Origin of the sequence: Bacillus pfraonensis, assembly GCF_050768835.1 — a bacterium.
Classification (GTDB): Bacteria; Bacillota; Bacilli; order Bacillales; family Bacillaceae_G; genus Bacillus_A; species Bacillus_A pfraonensis.
In genome coordinates, this window is the sequence record NZ_JAHCDO010000018.1 from 18,168 (window position 1) to 42,494 (window position 24,327).

The following is a 24,327-nucleotide window of genomic DNA, read 5'->3' on the forward strand; positions in this document are numbered from 1 at the left end:
CGACATAAAAAGATAAATAATATACAAATAATGTATATATTTATATCCCTATATCTTTTTATAATTATTTTTGATATTCTATACATTGTCGATTCCAACTAAAAAAGAGGAATGCTCAGAAAATGAGCATTCCTCTTTTTTTATTTCGTAGTATATGAACCTTCCTCAATCCAACTATACATATATTTCTCATCTTCCGTCTCATGCGCTTGTTTCACAATGCGAAGCGGACGGAATGTATCGATCATCACTGCTAATTCAATTGTTTCTTTTTTCCCTAAGCTCGCTTCTGTTTTTCCAGGATGTGGCCCATGCGGGATACCACTTGGATGAAGGGTAATTGAACCTTCTTCTACACCTTTTCTACTCATGAAGTTACCTTCTACATAATAAAGAACTTCATCACTATTTACGTTACTATGATAATACGGCGCTGGAATTGCGTCTGGATGATAATCATATAAACGCGGCACAAAAGAACAAATCACAAAGTTATGCCCTTCAAAAGTTTGATGGACTGGCGGTGGCTGATGAATACGACCTGTAATTGGTTCAAAATCCTCCACATTAAAGACCCAAGGATATAAATATCCATCCCATCCGACAACATCTAACGGGTGATGCTGCATAATATGTTTATGCATGTAACCTCTCGACTTTGTCATGACGACAAACTCGCCTTTTTCGTCATATGTCTCTAACTTCTCTGGTCCTCTAATATCCCTTTCACAGAAAGGACTATGTTCTAACAATTGACCATACTCATTACGATAACGACGTGGCGTTGTAATTTGGCTATTCGCTTCTACAACAAGAAACTTAGACTCTCCCTCATCTGGAATAACACGATAAATTGTTCCGATCGGAATCGTTACATAATCACCTTTACGGTAATGAATCGTTCCAAACATTGTCTCAATTTTCCCAGTTCCATAATGAACAAATAACATTTCATCTCCATCACCATTGCGATAGAAATAATCCATTTTTTCTGTCGGATTCACAACACCGATTAATAAATCCTCATTCCCTAATATAAAGTTCCTTCCACTTACTGCATCACCAGTTTTTCTATTTTCCTTCGTACGAAAATGACGATGAGCAAGCGCTACATCTTCTTCATACTGCAACTGACAGGAATGCGCTAGCGCGGCGTGTCCTACTTCAGTTGGCATATAATGATGATACAAAATAGATTGTGTACCAGAGAAACCTTTCGTTCCCATCACCTGTTCACGATAAAGTGATCCATCTTCTTTACGAAATTGCACATGTCGTTTATGAGGAAGCTCCCCCATGTGACGATAATACATGCCCATCACCCGCTTTCATTTCTTTTTTCACTGTATTACGTAATGTGCCAAGTCCAGTGATTGTAAGTTCTACAACGTCACCATCTTGTAACCACTTTTCTGTACCAAGTTCTAAAATACAGCCAGTACCAACCGTTCCCGAACCAATTACATCTCCTGGATATAACGTAACATCCGCTGAGGCACGTTCTATCATTTCTGCAAACGTATAGTAAATATCCTGAAGATTCCCTTTAGACAAAAGTTCTCCGTTGACGTGAGTAGTCATTTCTAAGTTATACTGTTCACCTATGCGATAAGCTTCTAACTCCTCTTTCGTAACAAGATATGCTCCTAATGAAGTCGCAAAGTCTTTTCCTTTTGCAGGACCAAGCCCCACTTTCATTTCCTTAGCTTGCAAATCCCTTGCACTCCAATCATTCATAATACAGTAACCAAAAATATATTCTTCGGCTTGTTCACGCGAAATATTTCTTCCCTCTTTCCCAATGACACAAGCAATTTCTAATTCATAGTCAAGCTTTTGCGATTGTTTCGGGCAAGAAACTGTAACGTCTGGTCCAATAACAGCACGGTGATTTGTAAAATAAAAAACCGGAATATCATACCACTCAGGAACAACATCTAAACCACGTCGCCCGCGAGCCGTTTTGACATGTTGCTCAAACGCATAAAAATCACGAATACTACCTGGATTAGGAATGGCTGCACAAAGCTGCACATCTTCCAAAGCGTACACGCCACTTGTTGGTTTTCGAATACCACGTACGATTTCTATATATTCATCCGCTTTCTCTAAAAAAGCGAGCATAGATGAAGGAAGAGTTCCATTACTTGCTAGATTCATATCGATGACTTTGTCACCTTCCAGCCAACCTGCACGCATTTCTCCTGAAGGAAGACGAAATGTAATAAATTTCATCACTATTCCTCCTCACCGTTTATATAAAGTGAAACTTTAATCAGTGAGGGTTTTCTCTATCCCCCACTGACCGATAACAATTTTATAGATTTCCGCGGCGCTCTTGTTCTCTTTCAATGGATTCAAATAAAGCCTTAAAGTTTCCTTCCCCGAATCCACGAGAACCTTTACGCTGAATAATTTCAATAAATAATGTTGGACGATCCACGATTGGCTTCGTAAAGATTTGTAGCAAGTAACCTTCTTCATCACGATCCACAAGAATCTTAAGTTCTTTTAACTTATCAACTTCTTCATCGATTTCACCGACGCGCGCTGTTAACTCATCATAATACGTGTCTGGTGTATCTAAAAACTCAACTCCATTGGCACGAAGCGCTTTAACTGTTTTCACAATATCATTTGTCAATAATGCTAAATGTTGTACACCTGCACCATTATAAAACTCTAAGTATTCTTGGATTTGTGATTTACGCTTTCCATCTGCCGGTTCATTAATTGGAAACTTAATACGACTTCCATTTGTCATAACTTTTGACATTAAAGCGGAATATTCCGTACTAATATCATCATCATCAAAATGAATCATTTGTTTAAAGCCCATAACATTTTCATAATAGCTAACCCATTCTTCCATTTTTTCAACGTTACCAACAACATGATCCACAGCGATTAATCCTGATTCTTCACTCGGAATATTGAATTCAACTTCTTCATAACCAGGCATAAATTTACCTTTATAATTTTTACGCTCCACAAGAGTATGGATTGTATCGCCATACGTACCGATAACCGCCTTTTTTAATGTCCCATGCTCATCCGTTAATTCTTCCGGCGGAGCAATCGCAACAGCACCTCGTTTTACAGCTTCTGAATAGGCCTTTTCAACATCGTCAACAAGTAAAGCTACGTCTTTTACTCCATCACCATGAGTTTTTACAAATTCCGCAATACGACTTTCACTATTTAAAGTTCCAGACACAACAAAACGCATGTTTTTTTGCACAAGAACATACGATACCTTTTCGCGATTTCCTGTTTCCAATCCAGAATAGGCAACAATTTTAAACCCAAACGCTCTCGCAAGGTAATAACTCGATTGCTTTGCATTTCCTACATAAAATTCTAAATGATCGACATCACGTACCGGAAAGAAATCCTCCATTTGTGCAGCTAACGTATCCATAGATTTTTGTTTCATAAATTCCTCATCCCCCTGTAAATAAATTAAATATTACATACTTTAAACCAATCGAAAGCGCTTCCAGCTATCACTAAAAAAATTAGTTAGCAAGCTAACAAATTTCTGACTCTTAAAATTTTCTATCTTTTCTGTCAAATTCCTCTTTTTTTCTCTCATATAAAATTCGACTTTTTTCTCTTTCAAGTAATAGGGAATTCCTACATATAAGGATATGATTGAATGCTGTGGATATAGAACAAATAAAAAACTAGTAGAATACAAAAAAGACTCTAACATATTAACAATCTATAATATGTTAGAGCCTTTATTTTTTTTGAATAATGGTACGAATAGCATATGAGAAATTCCTCTTATCTATACTCATCATACTAATACATTTGCAAGGAATACAATAAGTGATGTTAATACTACTGCTCCACCTGCTGCCCCTAAGAAATCCATCTTTGTTACTTGTAATACTTGTTCCATACTCCTCATTCTCCTTTCAACTTTACTTTAAACTCTGCATACTCTTTATCACTTATGCAAACTTCTATTATACTAAAACGTTAGAAAGAAATACGATTAATGCTGTTAATACTGCTGCTCCACCTGCTGCCCCTAAAAGATCCATTTTTGTTACTTGTAATACTTGTTCCATATTCCTCATTCTCCTTTCAACTTTATTTTAAACTCCTTATACTACTTTATTACCTGTACAAAACTTCTATTATACTAATGCACTTGAAAGAAATACGATTAATGCTGTTAATACTGTTGCTACTCCTGCTGATCCTAATAAGTCCATTTTTGTTAGTTGTAATACTTCTTTGTTTTTCATATTTCCCATTCTCCCTTCAATTCATAACTTTCTTTTTATGTAATACGATCCGTTCTACTGCTTGTACAAAGTTTCTATTATACTAAAACGTTAGAAAGAAGTACGATTAATGCTGTTAATACTGCTGCTCCACCTGCTGATCCTAAGAAATCCATTTTTGTTACTTGTAATACTTGTTCGATTTTCATATTTACTCTCTCCTTATTAATAGATATTTATATGTAATTCCGAAGAAATGATTAATTCATAGTTTTTATCTTAACGTTACATTGAATTAACTTGTGTAACGTTTGTAACATTAATGTAACATAAGTTTTTTCACACTGCAATATAAATACGTAAAATTTATTACATTTTTTTTACGAAATTATTCAAATGTATCCATAAACCCCTTTATATAGCATTTTTCAACACGTATAGACTTGTAATACTAATGTAACATTACAGTTACACAATAAAAAAAGTAGTAAAAAGAGTCATAAACAGCTCTTCTACTACTTTTTGTTAACATTAATTTAAAACTCCCTTAACATTATCCGCTTACAATGAAACTATAGCGTCTTATTGTAAAGGAAGGATATCCATTGAACACACAATCTTTCTTCAAAAAGCAACGTCTCATCGCCGCGTGCACATGCGAAAATATTAACAAAGCCCTTACCTCTGATGCTGATGCAATACTATTGATAAATGGATCATTATCATTTTTCATCAAATATAGAAAGGTATTAAAAAATGTCCAAAACCGCTCTTTATTCATCTTGATTTAATAAAAGGGTTATCTAATGATATAGAAGCAATTACTGAACAAGGTCATACAAGCACATACCTCTCTCTAAAGTAGACTGTACGCAGTCTTTTTTTATTCCTTACACTAACATTTCCATAAAGTCCAAGATAAGTTTATATGTTTCCTAAAGATAACTATGTATAATAAAAACAAAGAGGTGGTCATTTTGAAATTAATCGCACTAGATATGGATGGTACATTACTATCATCTAATCTCGAAATTTCCAAAGAAAACTTACAAGCTATCCGCACTGCTCAAGCAGCTGGTCATATTGTAATGATTTGTTCTGGTCGTGCAAAAGAAGATGCTTTAAAGCTATTGGAAGAGTATCAATTATCACTTCCAGTTGGAGCAAGCAATGGGGCAATTGTTTATGTTGATGGAAAAGTAATTAACGCACGTTGTTTACAAAACGATAAAGTATACAAACTAGCTAAATTACTAGAATCTCAAGGATTCCCATATAAACTGTACACAAACAAAGGAGTTTATTCTCCTTATAATTGGAATGAAAAGGTAATGCATACATTCGAAGAAAATAAGCATGCACTTGATGTTACAATTGAAGAACTAGAACGAATTACAGAGAAGCAAAAAAAATCGAACTTAATTACTGATTTCCAAAAAATCGAAGATGTTGTAAATAATCCAGATTTAGAAATCTCGAAATTCTTCATTTTAACATTTAATGCAGAACATCGTTCACAACTACTGCATTCTTTACAAGAAGATAAAGAAATTATGGTCACAGCATCGGCTCCAACAAATTTAGAAATTATGGACAAGCATGGCCATAAAGGAAATGGGTTGCAAGAAATGGCATCTTATTTCAACATTCCAATTCAGGATACAATTGCAATCGGTGATAACTTTAATGATGTACCAATGTTAGAAGTAGCTGGCTTATCTGTTGCAATGGGAAATGCTGAGGAAGATGTAAAGAAATTATGTGATGTTGTTACATTAACAAATGATGAGCATGGTGTTGCGCATGCAATTGAGCTGTATGTATTGCAACCATCATCAAGTAAATAAAATAAGGACTCTTCCGTATTTGGAAGGGTCCTTTTCTTAAAGCGTTGGGAAACTAAAGACAACAGATTCTTTTTCTGTATCGCTATTTGCCGAATGGTCGATACCCTCGCCGATATATGATGAGAAACGATCGATATATTCAAAAAATCGCCAATAAAATTTCATTTACCATTTTGCGCGCTCATCCTCATCTACGATATTTTTATAAAGTTTCCTTATAGTAAGTCCTTTTCTTTTATACATGATGGCAAGCAACAAGATGTCCTTCTCTAATATCACGAAATTCCGGTATAGTCTGCTTACAAATATCTGTTGCAAACGGGCAACGTGTATGAAAGCGGCAGCCTGAGGGTGGATTCGCTGGACTCGGAATATCACCTTGCAAAATAATTCGTTCGCGCTTAACAGTGGGATCTGGAATTGGTACAGCTGATAACAATGCCTTCGTATACGGATGAAGTGGATTTGCAAACAATTCATCACGAGGTGCAGTTTCCACGATTGTCCCTAAATACATAATTCCAATTTTGGTACATAAATGTTCGACGACACTTAAATCATGTGAAATGAATAAATAGGATAAACCTTTTTTCTCTTGCAATTCACTAAACAAGTTTATAATTTGCGCTTGAATCGATACATCTAATGCTGCAACGGGTTCATCAGCAACAATAAACTCTGGATTTAATACCATCGCCCTTGCAATAACAATGCGCTGACGTTGTCCTCCAGAAAATTCATGCGGATAACGATCAATATGATATGGTGCTAACCCACATAACTCTAGCACTTCTAATACTTTTTCACGAACGTTTTCTTTCGTCGCTAGCCCATGCGCCAACATTGGTTCACCAAGTGCTTCACCAATTCGCATCCGTGGATTCAATGAACTAAATGGATCTTGGAATACAAGTTGCATATTCGGACGATGTTTTCGCAGTTCTTCTTTCGATAACGTATGAACATCTTTTCCTTTAAATTTCACTTCACCTTCTGTTTTCTGAACAAGGCGAAGAATCGTTTTTCCGATTGTTGTTTTTCCGCTTCCGGATTCACCGACAAGGCCAAATACTTCGCCTTTATTAATTGTAAAACTTACTCCATCTACCGCCTTTACATGTCCAATCGTTCTACCAAATACGCCGCCTTTAATTGGAAAATGTGTTTTTAAATTCTTTACTTCTAATAACGGTTCACTCATTGCTCAGCACGCTCCTCATATAACCAGCAAGCTACTTTATGATTCTCTTCATGCACCTTAAGCTCTGGTGCTTCATTCTTGCATATGTCCATGCAATGTTCACAGCGACCACTAAAGTAGCAAAACTCTCCTAAGCCAACTAAGTTTGGAACTTGCCCCGGAATGGAATACAATTTATCTGTTCGTTTTCCCATTATCGGTTTTGACTTTAGCAACCCTTTTGTATATGGGTGTTTCGGATTTTGGAATAGCTCTAGTACAGGTGCTTCTTCAATGACTTTACCGCCATACATTACAACAACATAATCTGCCATTTCTGCGACAACACCTAAATCATGTGTAATTAATAAAATAGATGTTTTAAATTCTTCTTTTACTTGTCTTAATAAATCTAATATTTGTGCTTGAATCGTAACATCAAGAGCTGTTGTTGGTTCGTCAGCAATTAACAACTTCGGATTACAACTAAGTGCGACAGCAATCATAATTCGTTGTAACATCCCACCACTTAACTCATGTGGATAGGAATGTACAATTTCATCCGCACGCGCAATACCCACCTTACGAATGAGTTCAATCGCTTTTTTATATGCCTCATTTTTACTAAGGAGTTCATGTTCTCTTAACGTTTCCACAATTTGTTCTCCAACAGTAAATACTGGGTTAAGGGATGTCATTGGCTCTTGGAAAATCATCGCAATGTCATTTCCTCTTAAACTACGAAGTTCCTTCTCTTTCATTCCTAAAAGACTTTGCCCTTCATAAAGAATATCACCGCCAACAATGCCTCCAGATTCAGCAATAAGTCCCATAATAGATAAAGCTGTTACACTTTTCCCACAACCTGATTCTCCTACTACACAAACTGTTTCACCTTCTCGTACGGAAAAGCTAACATGATTGACGGCCTTTACCGTACCTTCTTCTGTCTGAAAGTGTGTTTGTAAATCCTTTAGCTCTACTACCGCTTTACTCATGCTTCCTCACCTACCGCTTCATCTTTGGATCTAATGCATCACGAAGTGCATCACCAAGTAAGTTAATTGATACAACTGTTATAAAAATTGCAAAACCAGGCGGAATCCATAACCATGGACGCTTTTGGAAATCAATTAATGAGTTCGCTGCACTAATCATATTCCCCCATGATGGCGTAGGAGGTACAACTCCAAGGCCTAGATAACTTAATGCTGATTCACTTAAAATAGCTCCTGCTACACCTAATGTTGCTACAACAATTAATAAAGGGAATACATTCGGAATTAAATGATGTACGATCTTTCGGTAATCCTTTAATCCTAATACATCAGCAGCTTGCATAAATGATTGTTCTCGAAGCGACAAGATCTGTCCTCGTACCAGACGTGCAAGTCCCGGCCATCCAATCAAACTTAACATGATCATAACAACATACAGTCGATATTCAGATGGAAGTTTCCATTCTGATAAAATAGCACCCATAATAATAAGTAATGGTAATCCTGGAATAGACATTAACACGTCTGCAATACGCATAATAATATGGTCTACAATACCGCGATAAAAGCCAGAGATAGCTCCTAATAATGCACCGAGTATGACAGATAATATCATCGAAGCTAAACCAATTGTTAATGAAATTCGTCCCGCTTGCATTAATCGTGTTAAAATATCTCTTCCAAGTTGATCTGTACCAAGCCAATGAGAAAAACTCGGTGGCTTATTAATTTGTGTTACTTGAATTGTTCCAGAAGCATATGGTGAAAAAAATGGTCCAATAAAACAAAATACAAACATAAAAATTAGGATATAAAAACCAAACAATGCTAATTTATTTTTCTTAATTCTAGTAAATGCTTGACCCCATGGTGAAGTCACATTTCGTTTTTCTCTTTTTTTCTTCTTTACTGTTACAATAGACTCCATCTTTCTCCCTCCTTACTTTAATCGAATACGTGGATCGACAATCGCATAAACGATATCTGCCAAAAAGTTTGCGATAATTGTTAGGCAAGAGAGAAACATTGTAAATGCCATTAACACTGTATAATCACGAAAACTCAACGCTTCTAATTGAATACTCCCAATACCTGGCCAATTAAAGATTTGCTCAATAATAATTGCACCGGAGAACAACCCTGGTAATTCAAATGCAAGTAACGTAATCGCTGGTAAAATTGCATTTTTCAATGCATGTTTATAAATGACAACTCTTTCCTTCAACCCTTTAGCACGAGCTGTTCGAATATAATCTTGTCTTACAACCTCAAGCATGCTTGTTCTAAAATAACGAGTTAATGATCCAACACCAAGAAGTGTTAAAATAAATACCGGTAAAATCATGTGCCTTAGCACTTCTAGTATGTACGTAAGACCTGTCGAATTACTTCCTATATCAATCATGCCACCAATCGGTAATAAATGAAAATCAACAGCAAATACCTTAATTAAAAACAAACCAATAAAAAATGATGGAAATGACATCGCTGCAAAGACACCAATTGTAACAAGTCCATCGAACCATGAATGCTGCCTTGTCGCCGAAACAACACCGATAATAAGAGCAATTAACCAAGTAAAAAATAAAGCGGCAACCGCAACAATAAAAGTATTCCAAATAAATTTATTAAGCAATGATGTTACAGGCTCTTGATATTGCAACGAGAAACCAAAATCTCCATGTAACGCATTACCTAACCAATGAAAGTACCTTTCAATAATAGGCTTATTTAATCCATACAGTTCTCTTAACTCTTGCGCTCTTTCTGGCGTCAACTTTGGATTTGAATCCACATAATCCCCCGGCAAGAGAGCGAATAAGAAAAAGATAATAATAGATGTACCAAAAAGTGTAGGAATCATTTGCAGAAACCTACGAATGATATATGTTTTCACCTTTTTGTCTCCCCAATCATATTGACTTAAAAATAGAAGAACACTTTTTCAAGACAGCACACTCTTATAGCTGTATGAAAAAATGTCTTCTATTTTTCCTTACTTATCCTTATTGTTCAATAGATAAAACAGGTAGGTTTGAACTAATGCTATCGTATTTTTCTGGATCAATTCCTTTTACACGTGCATTGTGCGCTGAAATACCTTTACGATAATTTAATAAAATTACTGGTGGATCATCGCTTAGTTCTTTATATAACTCTTTATAAATTGGTTTTCTTTTTTCAATATCAACTGTCTCGATACCTTTTTGAATTAATTCATCTACTTTTGGATTACTATAACCTGCTGAATTATCTGGATGTGTAGATGTAAATTCAGCTACTGCGTCATTTGGATCAGAAAGAATTGGCGTTGCAACAGCAGCTAAATCATAATCAAACTTTCCAAGCTTCGACACAAGAGTATTAAAGTCCATAATTTCCGGATTGAACTCCACACCTAATGCTTTATAGTTCTCTTTTGCAATTGGGATAAATACTTCCTCTTGCTTTCTTCCACTTGCTGCATAATAGCTTAACTTTAATTTCTGGCCATCTTTTTCACGAATACCATCAGATCCAACTTTCCAACCAGCTTCGTCTAACAATTTTTTCGCTTTCTCTAAATTGTATTCATACTGATTTATCCCCTTATCATCATATGCCCATGAAGTCGGTGAAATCGGTATATTTGCAACAGAAGCATTTCCTTGGAAGTTTGTATCTACATATTTTTTACGATCTAATCCATAAATAAGTGCTTGACGTACTTTTTTATCTTTTAAATATGGCTTTTTATTATTCATGTAAACAAATGAGTATGAACTCACTGTTTCAATATTGAAGTTAGCAAAGCCTAGACTTTTTAACTGTTCAATATTGTCATTGTTAGCAGCAAATCCATCATAATCTGTTTCTCCCGTTTGGAATAACTGGAAGCTTGTGTCCGGTGATGTAATTTTATAAATAAAGTTTTTCACTTTAGGCTTGCCAGCATAGTAGTGCTCATTTGCTACAAATCGTACCTCTTGACCTGGAACATATTTTTCAAATTTATAAGGTCCTGCCGCAATTGGCTTACCATATAAATCTTTTAAATAATCTAAACTTGTATTTTGTTTATAATCTTTCCCATAATAAGCTTTAGATAATACTGGTCCACCTAGAGCAGTTAACGCCTGAGAATTTACCTTCTCCGTCGTAATTTCAATTGTTTGTGGGTCAACAACCTTAATTCCTTCAATCGATGTTGCTTTTCCCTCTTTATAATCTTTTCCACCCTTAATTGCATATTGTGAAATATCTGAGCTCCCCTCATAAGCCTTATCGTGTAGCAATGTTAATGTGAATGCTACGTCATCTGCTGTTAACGGTGAACCATCGCTAAATTTTAAATCTTTACGTAAGTGGAACTTGTACTTCAATTGGTCAGAAGATACATCCCATTTCTCTGCAAGCTCTGGAACTGGTTTCCCTTGCTTATCTGTTGATACAAGAGAAGCAAATATAACAGATGTTACGTTACCATCCCATCCATTTTCTTGGAAATATGGTAAGAACACGCCACCAGGTTTTGAAATCCCGACAATAAGCGTATCTTTTCGTTGTTTCGCTTTCTCAGGATTTTTTGACTTGTCTGTCGCTGTAACCTTCTCTATTTTTAAATCTTTTACATCCTGCTGTTTAGCCGGCTCAGTTGAAGCCTTATCCTCCTGTCCCCCACAAGCGGATAACACAAGCGAACTACTCAGTAAGACCGAAAATACCCCAGCCCATTTTTTTGACTTTTTCTTCATTGTCCCCACCCTAACTTTTTTAATAATTACACTTTATGAACTGCTTGCCTAATGTATGCCTTCCAAGCAACATGTTTTATAATCCATCGGAAAAGTCGGTTTTAAATATAAAAAAATAGATGTTTTATGAGGGGTAACAATCTTATTCCGACTTTTCCGGTAGACTTTATGGTTATTAGCTTATATCGTTCATTATATTTTGTCAATTCTTTCTATATAAATATTTCAAGAATTTTTACAAAATTATTGTTGAATCTGTAATTTAGGTAAGCTTAATAATATTCCGTTATAATTATCTTCCTGTAATCCTTGTATTCTCGCATTATGTGCAGATACAATTTTACTATTATTTAAGAATATAACTGGCGGATCTTCACTAAGTTCTTGATACAGTTTCTTATAAATCTCTTTTCTTTTTTCAATGTCTAATGTTTGCAACGCCTCTGTTGCCAATTCATCTACTTTCGGATTATGATATCCATCATAATTTCGCTTACTTATTGAAACGAATTCTTCAATTGTTCCACTCGGATCATCAATCATTGGCGTAGATACCATCGCTAAGTCGTAATCTCCCTTAATTACTTTTGAAATCATCGTATTAAAGTCCATATATTCAGGGTTAAAGTCTACACCAAGCTTTTTATAATCTTCTTCCATAACCGGGATCATGACATCATGGATTTTACTTGCTGATGAAGCAAAGTAACTTACTTTCAATTTTTGACCATCTTTTTCACGGATTCCATCCGTGCCTTCTTTCCACCCAGCCTCATCAAGTAATTTTTTCGCCTTATTTAAATTATACTCATACTTATTAATACCTTCTTCTGTATACGCCCAAGAAACAGGAGTAATCGGTACATTAACGAGTGAAGCATATCCTTGGAAGTATGTATCAATCACTTTTTGGCGCTCTAATCCGTAAATGAATGCTTGGCGGACACGCTTATCTTTAAAGTACGGTTTCTTATAATTCATTTTAATATAGCCGTAAGAACTTCCCGTATACACATTAATATTTGCGAACCCCAATCCTTTTAACTGTTCAACCGTTTCCTCATTTGTTTGAAAACCATCATAATCTACTTCACCTGTTTGAAATTGCTGAAGCTTCGTATCACCTTTTGTAATTTTATAAATAAAATGTTCAATCTTTGGTTTTCCTTCAAAATAATTTTCATTTGCAACAAAACGAACTTCCTGCCCCGGAATATATTTATCTAATTTGTACGCCCCTGCCCCCATTGGCTTTCCGTATAACTCTTTTAAATACTCTAAATGCCCTTGCTTATATTCCTTACCATAATAAGCTTTTGATATAACTTCTCCACCTATCAGAGACAATGTTTGTGCATTTACCTTTTCTGTCGTAATTTGAATCGTTTTCGGATCAACAACTTGAATACCTTCAATTGTATTTGCTTTTCCTTCTTTATAAGCTTGACCACCTTTAATCGCAGTCTGGCTTATATCTGTTGCTCCGCTATAAGTTGGGTCATGTAATAGCGTTAATGTAAACGCCACATCATCTGCTGTTAATGGCGAACCATCACTAAATTTCAAATCGTCTTTTAAATGAAACGTATATGTAAGTTGATCAGTAGAAATATCCCATTTCTTCGCAAGAATCGGGATTGGTTTCCCTTCCTTACCTAATCCTACTAGCGGTGCAAAAATGGCTTGCGTTATATTACCATCCCAGCCATTTTCCATAAAGTGCGGCAGGAAGATTCCTCCTGGACTTGGCATTCCAATTACAAAGGTATCTTTTCGTTCTTTTGCTTTTGCCGGACTTTTTGATTTGTCACTTGCTTCAATAAATTCATCTTTTACTTTTGGTACGCTTGCCTTTTCATTTGTACTCGCTTCTTCTTGACCACATCCTGCAAGTAGTACAGAAGTACTCAAGAAAGTGGCAAGCAAGCCTGTAAATACCTTTTTCACATTCCTCACCCTTACTTTATAATTTTTGCCGATGCAACGAAGTTAGCCCCCTTCCTGTAACTATCTTTATTTTACCCATAAAAATACTATGGATTGATTTCAAGATTATTCCTTTCTTTCTATTGTGTCAATCATTCCTTTTTACAATAAAGAAATAATAAAAAGGAATTCTATTATTTGCTAGACAGGCATAGGATAATAACAACTTATCAAAAAGGGGGCGAAAATATGGACAAACTATTCCAATATGTCTTGCACTATGTTGCATTGACACTCATGATAGTTGGGGCATTGCTACTATTCCCGTTCTTCCCAAAGTTCGTCCTCTTTTTAGCATTTTTATTTATGCTCGGAATTGCAATCACTATTTCTATAGGGGAAGACGATACACAAAAAGAAAGCAGGGTTCAGCGGGCGAAGCTGTAGACTCTGCTTTCTTTTTTTCAATCATAACGGATTCTTTTTAAACCAATTACAAAGAATACACCAGCAAATAAAATGAGTACACCAACATACCCTGCTATATCTAGCAATGTGCCTCCCCTTGCAATTAATTCTGTAAATCCACGCATTGCCCAAGTTTGTGGAACAAAATTTGCTACCTGTTGCATCCATTCCGGTTCTATTTCAATTGGCCAATACAGCCCACTAATCATGCACGTTGAAATCACAACGATATTACCTAAAGCTGATTGTTGCTCAGTTGTTTTCACAATACTTGCTAATAATAATGCTAAACCAATTACCGCTAACAACAACGCTGAAACAAGTATGATAATTCCTAATAAACTTCCCCACTGAACACCGAACAAAACATTCGTTAACAACATTAAAATCCCAAACTGAATCCACCCAATTAAAAAGAAAGAAAGTATATATCCCCCAAGTATTTGAGCCTTTGAAACGGGAGCCCCTAATAACCGATACCAAACGCCAAGCTGTCTTGATTTTAAAATCGTGCCCGTTGCACTTAGCATCACAATCATTACAAACAGAATAGAAAATCCTGCAGATCGCCCTGATACGTTATTCAACTTTATCTCCCCAGAGACAATTGATTCCTTTTGAAGCGAAACTGGTTCTGCCTTTGTATGGATCGTTTCATACAGCTTCTCCCAAGACGTTCCTCCTCTTTTCTCCACATCCCTTGCTGCTGCTACTTCTATTTTCATCTTTTTCATTGCGCTTTGTAACACTTGTTCTACAGATGCTCCTCCTGTAAAATCAGCGCTTGATTGGAATTTAACCTTCTCTATCTTCCCGTCTGCCATACTCTTTTGAAATTCTTTTGGGATTATCACAATACCCGAGGACTTTTTATTTTCGATTTTCTGTTTTGCTTCTTCGTATGTTACCTTTTCTATAGAAACTAAATCACTTTTCTCTATTTCTTTATAGTAGGAGTTAGATAATATAGACCCATCTTGGTCAACTAAACTAATATTTACTTTTTCGTTTCCACTTCCACCTAAAAGCCCACCAAAAATAAGTGTAAAAATAATCGGCATTCCAAACATTACTATATAGCTCTGTGGCTTAATTAAAATTTGTTTTAATTCGAGCCAGCAAAGCGCCCAAACTTTCTTCATTGATTCTCCTCCTATCTTGCTTGCAAACGAAATGTTCCGATAATAACAGAAACAACACCTGCAATAGATAAACTTAAGATAACTGGAAGTAACGCATACCAAGATGTATCTAACATAATGTTTAAGAAACTTGTAAGTGCCCATTTATTCGGAGCGATGCCAGCAATTGTTTGAAGAGTATCCGGAAATACATAGATTGGTAACATTGATCCTCCTAATATGGCTAACAACTGAATTCCAATGCCACCCATTAAATCCGCTGTTTTTTCTTCATGAATAAATGCCGCGATAAGCATAGATAAACCAGAAACACAAATCGCATACGCAATTCCTAATACCGCAATTTGTGAAACATCTTCACCCCAATTCACATGAAATGCGTAATGGGTAGCAACTACAAATACCCCAAATTGTATACAAGCAAATAGTAATGTGCCAAAAAATTTACCTAATAAAATAGCAAAAGAGCTTGTCGGTGTGCTTAATAGTCTCGCTAATGTTTCTGTTCGTTGCTCTGTTATAATCGATTTTGCTCCTACTGTTATGTTAAATAATAAAAACATGACTAACATCGCAGCAGCATAATATTGCATCGCAGTCACTGTTTTTTTACCGATTGTTCCTTTTTCAACTCCATCGGTATTGGACGTCGCCACTGTTTGCAAATTCGTACTTATCTCTTTTGCAACCTGTTCTATACTCCCGGGCTGTAATTTTGCAACATCTGTTACGACAGTCTTAGTAGAAATAGCAATTGTTTGTGCACGATCTGTAAAAGAACGAATGAATGATTCAGCAATTTTTGTTTGTATATCTTTTGATGGATCAGTAATCAATTTCACTTCTTTTAATCTTCCATCCTTTATATGCTCGCTCCAACCGCTTGGAATTATAATCCCTACATCAACCTTCTGTTTCTTTAGCAGATTCTCTAACTCTTTTTGCGAGGCTACAATTTCTATTTTCACATCGTCTTTTATTTCTTTTGAATGTAATATATCCTTTTGAAATATATCAGCAAAATCATCTGTATCTTCTTGATAGTAACCAATTACCGTTTTCGGTAACCCTCCGTTATCAAATATGTTACTTAGTGCTGATCCTAAAATAGCTGTTAATAGAAGTGGCATAAGTAACATCATCATAAATCCACGCCGATCTATGAAACGAATTTTTAAATCTTTCCATGCAATAATAAAACTTTTCATAAGCTTATAACCTCCTCAATCACGAAGTGAACGTCCTGTTAACTGTAAAAAAAGAGCTTCTAAATTTGGTTCTTGTACTTCAAGCTTTAAAATTTGTGCCTGATTTTCTACAACTACCGAAACAACAGTACCAACAGCTTCCCCGTTCTTCAGTCCAATATCAAGAGTATTTGTTTTCTCATCAACGACAACTCGTTCTACAGTGGGAATTGTCTTTACACTCTTCAATAGCTCCTGGGTAAAGCAATTTAATTGCACCTTCACCATAAAACCATCTGCTAGACGGTTGCATAATTCCCTTTTCGTTCCTAATGCAATTACTTTTCCATGATCTACAATCGCAATCCGTTCACATAAATACTCCACTTCTTCCATGTAATGACTTGTATAAATGACGGTCATACCTTTTTCATTTAATCCCTTTACCGTTTCTAAAATATGATTTCGCGATTGCGGGTCAATCCCAACTGTCGGCTCATCCATAATTAATAGCTCTGGTTCATGCATTAATGCTGCACCAATATTAATGCGGCGTTTCATGCCCCCTGAAAATGTTTCAATTTTATCTTTTGCACGATCTTGTAACCCTACATATACTAATACTTCATCGGCTCTTTTCCTTGCAACAGCCCCGCTTAACCCATACATTTTCCCCCAAAAGATTAAATTTTCTTTCGCTGAAAGTGTAGGATATAAAGCAATATCTTGAGGAACGATTCCGATTTTCCTTTTTGCATCTAATGGATATTCTTTTACAGATCTCCCTCCAACTTTAATATCACCACCATCATATGGAATCAGCCCACAAATCATTGATATCGTCGTCGACTTTCCTGCACCATTTGGACCAAGCAAGCCAAATGTTTCTCCCTTCTTCACTTCAAAAAATACATTCTTTACAACTTCTTTCTTCCCAAACGATTTTGTAATATGATCTACGACTAACATGTCGATTCAGCCCCTTTGCATTCGTCTTCACTCTCATTTTAAAAAAATATCCTCTTTCTTCCATCACCCTTAAGATAGAAATATAAAATAAAAAAAGCAGCATCATTTGCTACTTTTTCGTTCTTCTCTATGCTAAAAGTCATGTGTATGTTGTAATACCGTATCTCACCGCGTATATAGCTGCTTGTGTCCGATCTCTTAGCTCAAGCTTACTAATTACATTAGACACATGATTTTTTACAGTTCCCTCTGTAATAAACAACTTTTCTGCAATTTCTTTATTGTTTAATCCAAATCCAAGCTCCCTTAATACATCTATTTCACGCTCTGTTAATTGTTCCATTTGCTTTGGCTGATTCTGCTCTGATATATCCATTACTTTTGTTCTTTTTAATTCCTTCACAATTTGAGCAGTTATATCTTGTGGAAGAACAGCTCCGCCTCCATGGACTGTTAATATTGCCTGAACAATTACATCTGTCTCCATATCCTTTAATAAATAACCACTTGCTCCTTGTTCCAAAGCTTCAAAAATAAGTTCACTATCATTAAATGTCGTCAGCATAAGAACTTTCATATTGGGAAACCTTTCCCTTATAAGACGAGTTCCTTCAACTCCATTGGTACGAGACATACGAATATCCATTAAAATAATTTCAGGTTGTAATTGTTCTGCTCTTTGAACTACTTCATCCCCATCATTCGCAGTTCCTACCACTTCAAGTTCTGGGCGTAGATTTAATAACATTGCTAAACCATCCCGAATCAGTGACTGATCATCAACGATCATAATACGAATCATATCGTTCCTCCTATTACCCACAATTTCTCCTTAAGTGGGAATTCAACCTTTAATCGAAATCCCTTTTCACTTTCACTCTCAAATCGAATCATTCCACCATGTTCCTCTACGCGCTCTTTCATATTCATTAATCCAAAACCAGGACTCACTTCATTTACACCGATGCCATTATCAGAGATCGATAATATCACTTTTTCATCTAGACAAGATAACTTTACTTCACATAAACTAGCTTTCCCATGGCGTTTCGCGTTCGTTAATGACTCTTGCATAGTACGTAACAATGTAGGTTGCAATGACAACGGAATGATAATTGGGTCACCTTGTAAATGAAAAGTTACTTGTACTTTTGTTACTTTTGAAAAGTCTTGGATCATTTCTTTCATACTTTCTATTATATTTCCTACATTTTTTTCTTCCTTCAATGCACGGACTGAAGCTCTTACCTCTTGAAGGGACTTTCTAGCTAATTCATGACATGTATGTAACACTTCTTCCGTAATATCTGACTTTTGCTTCCATAAAGCCTCCGCTAGCTGTAACTGAACAAGCAATGCCGTCATATTATGACCGACTGTATCATGAATTTCTCGGGCAATATCGTTCCTCTCTCGAACTGTAGTTAATTCCTCTACTTCTTTTGCATAAAGCTGCAACTGTTCATGCGCTTCTTTTAGAGCTGTATGTGATAATGCCAATTTTTCATATTGATCATCAACAGTTTGGCGAGCTACTGTAAGTTTTTTAATTAAGTTTCCCGCTAAAGCACTGAAGACAATGAACATAAAATTAATAGCATTTTCCCAACCCCTTATCTCTCCAACATCCCAATATGTATATAGTAAAATAGCAAACCAACATACAAAGAAAAAACTCACAAAAAAATATACAACTATTTTCCGCTGTACATTTATAAATAATCCTACTGCATCAATTCCAAATATAATTAAATATAAAGATGTTTCTGGAAATAAAAACCCTAACAGAGCTGTAATTACTCCATTTGAAAGTAATATATATATATCACGCCGCTTTCCTTGATGTGGTTGCATAAGTAAAATATGATTTACAATGTAAACAAATAATGAAAAACCAACAAAGATTTTCAAATCTACTGTTTCACGTGAAACATAAATCATATATACAATGCAAATAATAACAATCGTAATGATACGCGCATACCCTAACATACAATTCTCCTCACATTTTGAAATATTATTTTCAATCACACTAACTTTTTTATAAAGTGAAACTTTAATCAGCCCTCACCAATTGGGCTGTTACGGGCAGTTTATAGTTTATCTCCCACCTACCTTCTTTAGAAAAGCGGAAGCAGCTCGCTCAGAATCGTAGGACGCCCGCGCCCCTGGCAGAGAGGCGCTTTTTGCCTCGTCCGAGGGGGCGGAACGACCGGAGATTCTAGCTGCTAGAGTTGGACAATGCTTTCGCCGAATTTTGAGGTGGGAGTATTACTGCTCGTTAATGCGGGGTAAACTGTTCTCATAATATAACAACAAGAAAATTATACCATTTACACCTCAATTTAATAAAACAAGTCACCCCCACATATGTTGAGAGGATGACTCGTTTTTTCATCTATTCCATCATACTATCTAATCGATTATATAATTCCGCCCGTAATCGTTCTTTTTCTGTCTTCTCTTTGTATAACTGTTCCAATACTTCAACCTCACTTGTTTCTTCCATTATACACTCCAGTCCATATATCTCTTCTTCTATATGCACAAGCTTATTTTCAAGTTCGGCTATACCACTAAATTCTTTCTCTTTTACTCTTACATTCATTCCTTTAATTTTTGGAGTCCTTTGTTGTTTCACTTCTTCTTTCTCTATTCTTTCTGCCCATTTCTGACGTGCCCAAGCATAATTCCCCGCAAATTCAAATAATCTATGTTCATCAATCCAATACGTTTTCTCAAATAACTTATTTAAAAAATAACGGTCATGTGAAACAGCAAGGATTGTTCCATTATATTGTTCGATTGCTTCTTCTAGCACTTCCCTTGATTCGATATCAAGGTGATTTGTAGGTTCGTCTAACACAAGGAAATTTATATCTTGATACATAAGTTGTGCCAAACGCAATCTCATCCGTTCACCACCACTAAGCTGATTGACCTTTTTAAAAACGGCTGGACCATAAAATAAAAAGCGAGCTAATATATGGCGAGCTTCTCCTTCACTTACAGCTACATATTCTCTAAATTCTTCTAACACATTACATTTCACATTCCCATATGCATGCTGCGATAAATAACCAACTTTCACACCACTACCAATTCGAATCTCGCCAGTATCCGGTTTCATTTCCTCTAACAATAGCTTTAATAATGTTGTTTTTCCTGTACCGTTACGTCCAACAATAGCAGCGCGCTCTTGAAAACGAACATGTAAATTTACTTTTTGGAATAAAGTACGATTAGCAAAACCTTTGCTAACTTCCTTCATTACAACAACATCTTTCCCACTTCTCTCTTGTCCTTCAAATTGGAGCCCCATCTGTTTTCTTTCTAAAATCGGCTTTTTTAACTTTTCCATTCTTTCTAATGCACGTTCCATATTTCTTGCTCTCTTATGCAACCCTTCATTCGGAGGATTCGCTTGATTCGCCCATTCTCTTAAACGCTTAATTGCTTCCTTCATTTTCTTTATTTTCTTTTGCTGTTCTTGATAAGATTGAAACTCTTGCAGCAGTCTTTCTTCCTTCTCTTTCACAAACTGCGAGTAATTCGTATGATAGACATGAAGTTCTCCGTCTTCTAAATCAAAAATTTTCGTAACAACTTCATCAAGAAAATAACGATCATGCGAAATGACAACAACTGTTCCTATATACTCTTTTAAAAATTGTTCAAGCCACTCCACTGCAAATAAATCTAAATGATTCGTTGGTTCATCTAACAGCAATAAATCTGGTTTCTGCAATAACATATAGGCCAAACTCACCTTTGTTTGTTCTCCACCACTTAACTGCGTAAAAATTCGTGGAAATAGCTCCTTCACTTGTAAACCATTTGCTACCTTCATGATATTCGCTTCTATTTCATAGCCGCCCAAGAACGCGAATTGTTCCTGTACCGCTCCATATTTCTCCATCAATTTTTGTAAATCAGCTGGTTCTTGTTCCTTCGTCATACGTTTCTCTAAACGACGCATTTCTATTTCTAATTCTTTCTCTTTTACAAAAGCAGCGCTTAATACATCATATACAGTCATTTCATCAGCGAACTTCGGAATTTGTGCTACGTGACCAATACGGGTTCCTTTCTTCATATGAATAGCACCCGCATCTACGTTCTCAGTTCCTGTTAACAATTGAAAAATCGTCGTCTTTCCGCTACCATTTCGGCCAACTAATCCAATTCGTTCACCAGTCTTAATTTCAAGTGATATATTTTCAAATATGATGTTTCCACCAAAAGATTTCGTTATATTGTTTACACTACAAATTGTCATTTTCCGTACTCCTTTCAACGTAAAAAAAACCATGAGGAAAGAAACTTTCCCCATGGTTTTTGGCATAGAAAAAGGAAGCAAAATAGCCTCCCTTTTCACACGTTTATAAAATGGGTGAAGAGATTTCTATCGTTCAATAGCTACTATGCAATTGCTAAAAAAGGGCATACGTATCCCGTTAGCAACCACATCATGAAAAATCGCACGACAAAAATAAATAAAATCTAAAAATTTTGCGCGCGCAGCTAAAGAACGTTTCATCTCATTCACTCCTTTCGTACGAAATTTAATACTTACTTCTATATTATACTGCCCCATTCCATGTTTGAATAGTCATTTTTCTGAAAATAATGAAGATAGACTAAACATTTCAACAAATGACATCCAATCTTACAAAACTGTTATGTTCACGTAATGGAAAGCGATAGTACGAAACGGTGCCTCCCTTTACAATAAAGATGTAAACAAGAGATAAACAAAAGGAGGAACCAATCATGATGAAAGAAATCGTAAAAGCAATCTTCGAAACGTTAGTGAACGGACAAGCAGTGGTAAAAGAACTAAACCAACTATAAAAGGAGGAATAAAAATGATGAACATGGTAAAAATGCTTCTCCACGCTTTAATTGATGCAAAAGCAGTTAGCCAAGAATTAAATGAAAAGTAAAAAGGGGTAAAGGAATATGAAGAAAGCTATTATTACAATCGCAAGCACAATTGTCACTCTGTACACACTAAAAAATAGAAAAAAGAAACAGAATGAAAATAATCTATATTATCCATACACATTATTACAGAAAAAATAAAAGACAAGATACCCTCATGCAACTAGGATATCTTGTCTTTTGTTTTTTTGTTGTTCCTTCTCCTCTTCTCACGATACAGGATTTCTCTTCTCCTTTCACGAATATAGTAAACGGGAATTTTACATACATTTTCAAAGGGGCATATACGAATGGATACACAACAACTTTATTTTTTAAATGATATTAGCAAACAAAAACCAGAAAGCATTCACAACAAAAATACCGCTTGTCCTTTTTGCGATAGAGATAGTCTTACTGATATTTTAGAAACAGAAGGTTCTATTATTTGGTTAAAAAATAAATTTCCAACACTGAAAGATACATTCCAAACCGTTCTTATTGAAACAGATAATTGTGATGATCATATTGCAACCTATACACAAGAGCATATGCAGAAATTAATTCATTTCTCAATTAAACATTGGCTCGCATTAGAGAATAGTAATGAATTTACTTCTGTTATTTTATATAAAAATCACGGTCCATTTTCAGGCGGGAGCTTGCATCATGCACATATGCAAATTATCGGAATGAAATATGTAGACTACTTGGAAAATATCGCACCTGAAAACTTTCAAGGTGTAATTGTTGAAAGAGATGAACAGATTGAACTCAATATTTCTACACGACCAATTATCGGATTTACGGAATTTAACATCGTCATTAAAAACATCAAAGCCATCGACATAATGGCACATTATATTCAGCAAACTGTGCGTTATGTACTCACAGACTTTCACAAAGGGTGCAGCAGCTATAATTTATTCTTCTATCACCTTGATGAAAAAATTATTTGTAAGGTGGTTCCACGCTTTGTCGTTTCACCATTATATGTCGGATATAAAATCCCTCAAGTTTCTACAAAGCTAGAAGATGTAAAGCAACAACTCGAACAATACTTTATAAATAAAGGTGAGGAAAATAGAACTTTTTCTAATAAAAAAATAGAGTAGGTGCGAGGCCCCTACTCTTTCATTATCCCTTTATTTCGATAGTACACGTCCTCTAGCCCAACGTTATACTTCATATTTTTATCTGTCCACTCAGGTCCTAAATTACCTGGCCATCCAGATGTATTTGCTATATATTTTAGTAATTGGAAATCAGTCAAACCTTTTTCCATACCTCTTTTATACCCTTTCATTAAATGAGGCATGGCAATTTGAGCATTTGTCCGTGGATCTTTCAATTGATCGTCCGTTAAGTGATCAGGAGCAAGCCCCCCACCTCGATGTAACTGAAACAATCCAAAAGAAGTACCATTGTCCCCAATACTTCGTGGATTCAAACGACTTTCATGCTCGGCAATTGTAAGAGGTATCCATTCTGGAAGATTTACTTTTTTTGCTTCTTCAATAATAATTTGTTTCATTTGTTTAGCTTCCTCTGAATCAACATAACTTACTTGATTCTTCGATCTTTCCATTCCTTCAGACTCTCCTTGGAAATACAAATACATCCCAAGAACAACTAAAAATCCTACAAAGAATTTTTTCACTACTTCTACCTCTTTCTCTGCTGAAATTTTTCCCCTTTCAGCCTTTCCTTACAAT

25 protein-coding genes are annotated in these 24,327 nt (G+C 35.7%); 4 read left to right on the forward strand and 21 right to left on the reverse strand.

Going from position 1 to position 24,327, the window contains the following annotated elements; all coding sequences use genetic code 11:
- Positions 1-140 precede the first annotated feature (140 nt).
- The 7 genes from KFD70_RS18085 to KFD70_RS18115 form a co-directional block, all read right to left on the reverse strand.
- Positions 141-1,313, reverse strand: a complete 1,173-nt coding sequence (locus KFD70_RS18085) for a homogentisate 1,2-dioxygenase (RefSeq protein ID WP_336453733.1) — start codon at positions 1,311-1,313, stop codon at positions 141-143.
- Positions 1,279-2,235 carry a fumarylacetoacetate hydrolase family protein gene (locus tag KFD70_RS18090; RefSeq protein WP_336453734.1) on the reverse strand — a complete coding sequence of 319 codons (957 nt, stop codon included), beginning with the start codon at positions 2,233-2,235 and terminating at the stop codon, positions 1,279-1,281. The genes KFD70_RS18085 and KFD70_RS18090 overlap by 35 nt, the downstream gene beginning before the upstream one ends.
- 82 nt (positions 2,236-2,317) lie before the next feature.
- Entirely contained in the window at positions 2,318-3,436 is a 1,119-nt protein-coding gene (hppD, locus tag KFD70_RS18095) for a 4-hydroxyphenylpyruvate dioxygenase (protein WP_017154241.1), read from the reverse strand.
- Positions 3,437-3,802: 366 nt separating this feature from the next.
- The gene (locus KFD70_RS18100) at positions 3,803-3,916 is read right to left on the reverse strand and encodes a DUF3948 family protein (RefSeq protein WP_336453735.1); all 114 of its coding nucleotides are present in this window, start codon (positions 3,914-3,916) and stop codon (positions 3,803-3,805) included.
- Between the two features lie 58 nt (positions 3,917-3,974).
- Positions 3,975-4,088: a DUF3948 family protein gene (locus KFD70_RS18105; RefSeq protein ID WP_336453736.1), complete on the reverse strand. Its 114-nt coding sequence runs from the start codon at positions 4,086-4,088 to the stop codon at positions 3,975-3,977.
- A gap of 60 nt (positions 4,089-4,148) precedes the next feature.
- Positions 4,149-4,259, reverse strand: coding sequence for a DUF3948 family protein (locus KFD70_RS18110; protein WP_336453737.1), 111 nt, complete (start codon positions 4,257-4,259; stop codon positions 4,149-4,151).
- A 77-nt stretch (positions 4,260-4,336) separates the two neighbouring features.
- A complete protein-coding gene (locus KFD70_RS18115; RefSeq protein ID WP_018782013.1) occupies positions 4,337-4,447 on the reverse strand; it encodes a DUF3948 family protein in 111 nt (36 codons plus the stop codon).
- Between the two features lie 768 nt (positions 4,448-5,215).
- Between KFD70_RS18115 and KFD70_RS18120 the strand changes: the two genes are divergently transcribed.
- On the forward strand, positions 5,216-6,085 hold the full coding sequence (locus KFD70_RS18120) for a Cof-type HAD-IIB family hydrolase (protein WP_420792374.1): 870 nt from the start codon (positions 5,216-5,218) through the stop codon (positions 6,083-6,085).
- Between the two features lie 235 nt (positions 6,086-6,320).
- Here KFD70_RS18120 and KFD70_RS18125 read toward each other — a convergent pair whose 3' ends face one another.
- The 6 genes from KFD70_RS18125 to KFD70_RS18150 all read right to left on the reverse strand — a co-directional run bounded on the left by KFD70_RS18125 (position 6,321) and on the right by KFD70_RS18150 (position 13,944).
- Positions 6,321-7,286: an ABC transporter ATP-binding protein gene (locus KFD70_RS18125; protein ID WP_336453739.1), complete on the reverse strand. Its 966-nt coding sequence runs from the start codon at positions 7,284-7,286 to the stop codon at positions 6,321-6,323.
- A complete protein-coding gene (locus tag KFD70_RS18130) occupies positions 7,283-8,263 on the reverse strand; it encodes an ABC transporter ATP-binding protein (RefSeq protein ID WP_336453740.1) in 981 nt (326 codons plus the stop codon). The genes KFD70_RS18125 and KFD70_RS18130 overlap by 4 nt, the downstream gene beginning before the upstream one ends.
- Before the next feature lie 10 nt (positions 8,264-8,273).
- Positions 8,274-9,191, reverse strand: coding sequence for an oligopeptide ABC transporter permease (gene opp4C / locus KFD70_RS18135; RefSeq protein ID WP_336453741.1), 918 nt, complete (start codon positions 9,189-9,191; stop codon positions 8,274-8,276).
- A gap of 12 nt (positions 9,192-9,203) precedes the next feature.
- Complete coding sequence (locus KFD70_RS18140; RefSeq protein ID WP_336453742.1) at positions 9,204-10,160, reverse strand: ABC transporter permease; 957 nt, start codon at positions 10,158-10,160, stop codon at positions 9,204-9,206.
- Between the two features lie 109 nt (positions 10,161-10,269).
- A complete protein-coding gene (locus KFD70_RS18145) occupies positions 10,270-11,997 on the reverse strand; it encodes an ABC transporter substrate-binding protein (RefSeq protein ID WP_336453743.1) in 1,728 nt (575 codons plus the stop codon).
- A gap of 243 nt (positions 11,998-12,240) precedes the next feature.
- Positions 12,241-13,944 carry an ABC transporter substrate-binding protein gene (locus tag KFD70_RS18150; RefSeq protein ID WP_336453744.1) on the reverse strand — a complete coding sequence of 568 codons (1,704 nt, stop codon included), beginning with the start codon at positions 13,942-13,944 and terminating at the stop codon, positions 12,241-12,243.
- A gap of 228 nt (positions 13,945-14,172) precedes the next feature.
- Between KFD70_RS18150 and KFD70_RS18155 the strand changes: the two genes are divergently transcribed.
- On the forward strand, positions 14,173-14,370 hold the full coding sequence (locus KFD70_RS18155; RefSeq protein ID WP_336453745.1) for a hypothetical protein: 198 nt from the start codon (positions 14,173-14,175) through the stop codon (positions 14,368-14,370).
- A gap of 17 nt (positions 14,371-14,387) precedes the next feature.
- On the opposite strand, the gene KFD70_RS18160 is transcribed toward KFD70_RS18155, so the two are convergent.
- The 7 genes from KFD70_RS18160 to KFD70_RS18190 all read right to left on the reverse strand — a co-directional run bounded on the left by KFD70_RS18160 (position 14,388) and on the right by KFD70_RS18190 (position 22,229).
- Positions 14,388-15,533, reverse strand: coding sequence for an ABC transporter permease (locus KFD70_RS18160; protein WP_336453746.1), 1,146 nt, complete (start codon positions 15,531-15,533; stop codon positions 14,388-14,390).
- 11 nt (positions 15,534-15,544) lie between these two features.
- Positions 15,545-16,741 carry an ABC transporter permease gene (locus KFD70_RS18165; RefSeq protein ID WP_336453747.1) on the reverse strand — a complete coding sequence of 399 codons (1,197 nt, stop codon included), beginning with the start codon at positions 16,739-16,741 and terminating at the stop codon, positions 15,545-15,547.
- Between the two features lie 15 nt (positions 16,742-16,756).
- Entirely contained in the window at positions 16,757-17,689 is a 933-nt protein-coding gene (locus KFD70_RS18170; RefSeq protein ID WP_336453748.1) for an ABC transporter ATP-binding protein, read from the reverse strand.
- Positions 17,690-17,828: 139 nt separating this feature from the next.
- Positions 17,829-18,491, reverse strand: coding sequence for a response regulator (locus tag KFD70_RS18175; protein WP_336453749.1), 663 nt, complete (start codon positions 18,489-18,491; stop codon positions 17,829-17,831).
- Entirely contained in the window at positions 18,488-19,681 is a 1,194-nt protein-coding gene (locus KFD70_RS18180; protein WP_336453750.1) for a sensor histidine kinase, read from the reverse strand. The genes KFD70_RS18175 and KFD70_RS18180 overlap by 4 nt, the downstream gene beginning before the upstream one ends.
- A 406-nt stretch (positions 19,682-20,087) precedes the next feature.
- Positions 20,088-22,022, reverse strand: coding sequence for a ribosomal protection-like ABC-F family protein (gene abc-f / locus KFD70_RS18185; protein WP_336453794.1), 1,935 nt, complete (start codon positions 22,020-22,022; stop codon positions 20,088-20,090).
- 72 nt (positions 22,023-22,094) lie between these two features.
- Positions 22,095-22,229: an RAxF-45 family protein gene (locus tag KFD70_RS18190; protein ID WP_309232263.1), complete on the reverse strand. Its 135-nt coding sequence runs from the start codon at positions 22,227-22,229 to the stop codon at positions 22,095-22,097.
- A 422-nt stretch (positions 22,230-22,651) separates the two neighbouring features.
- On the opposite strand from KFD70_RS18190, the gene KFD70_RS18195 reads away from it, so the two are divergent.
- Both KFD70_RS18195 and KFD70_RS18200 read left to right on the forward strand, forming a co-directional pair.
- Entirely contained in the window at positions 22,652-22,774 is a 123-nt protein-coding gene (locus KFD70_RS18195; protein ID WP_336453751.1) for a spore coat protein B, read from the forward strand.
- 149 nt (positions 22,775-22,923) lie between these two features.
- Positions 22,924-23,727 (forward strand): DUF4931 domain-containing protein, encoded by an 804-nt coding sequence (locus KFD70_RS18200; RefSeq protein WP_336453752.1) that lies wholly within the window; start codon positions 22,924-22,926, stop codon positions 23,725-23,727.
- An 11-nt stretch (positions 23,728-23,738) separates the two neighbouring features.
- Here KFD70_RS18200 and KFD70_RS18205 read toward each other — a convergent pair whose 3' ends face one another.
- Positions 23,739-24,272 (reverse strand): transglycosylase SLT domain-containing protein, encoded by a 534-nt coding sequence (locus KFD70_RS18205; protein ID WP_336453753.1) that lies wholly within the window; start codon positions 24,270-24,272, stop codon positions 23,739-23,741.
- Between the last annotated feature and the right edge of the window lie 55 nt (positions 24,273-24,327).